We start from the raw sequence: 757 nt of genomic DNA on the forward strand, positions 1-757 counted from the left end.
GACCGGCTGTACACCGTCACGGGCGGTCGCAGCCGGGCCGACGACGACACCTTCGACCTGGTCACCCTCATCGTGAGCGAGTGCGAGCCGGCGCAGGGGATGCAGTCCGAACACGTCCGCATCCTCGAACTGTGCCGCCACCCCACCGCGGTGGTCGAGGTGGCCGCCGAGCTGAAACTGCCGATCACGGTGGTCCGGATCCTGCTCGGCGACCTCCTCGCGACGGGCCGGATCACCGCCAGGCACCCCCGCCCCGCACGCTCCGCCGACCTTCCCGACTCCGCCCTCTTGAAGGAGGTGCTCAATGGACTCCGCAACCTCTGAACTGCCCGCCACCCGCACTCCGCTGGCGGACGCCGCCGAAACCGGCCTCAAGATCGTCGTCGTGGGCGGCTTCGGGGTCGGCAAGACCACCCTCGTCCGGTCCGTGAGCGAGATCCGCCCGCTCAACACCGAAGAGGTCATGACCCAGGCCGGCGTCGGCGTCGACGAGACCGCCGGACTGCCCCACAAGACCACCACCACCGTCGCCTTCGACTTCGGCCGGATCAGCCTCAACGAGACGATGGTCCTCTACCTGTTCGGCGCCCCCGGACAGGAACGCTTCTGGTTCCTCTGGGACCGCCTCTTCCTCGGCACCCTCGGCGCCGTCGTCCTCGTCGACACCCGCCGCATGAGCGACTCCTGGTACGCCATCGACCGGCTCGAACACCACAAGACCCCCTTCGTCGTCGCCGTCAACCGGTTCGACAACGAC

The 757-nt window shown here is 68.8% G+C and carries 2 protein-coding genes; both read left to right on the forward strand.

Annotated features, from left to right (window positions below):
- On the forward strand, nucleotides 1-324 hold a 324-nt coding region (locus IG02_RS0135470), incomplete at its 5' end, for a DUF742 domain-containing protein (protein ID WP_030757751.1).
- A partial coding sequence (locus tag IG02_RS0135475; protein ID WP_030757754.1) for a GTP-binding protein occupies nucleotides 305-757 on the forward strand: 453 nt, incomplete at its 3' end. The genes IG02_RS0135470 and IG02_RS0135475, both read left to right, overlap by 20 nt.

Source organism: Streptomyces sp. NRRL F-5135, from assembly GCF_000719775.1.
In the GTDB taxonomy this organism is placed as follows: Bacteria; Actinomycetota; Actinomycetes; order Streptomycetales; family Streptomycetaceae; genus Streptomyces; species Streptomyces hebeiensis.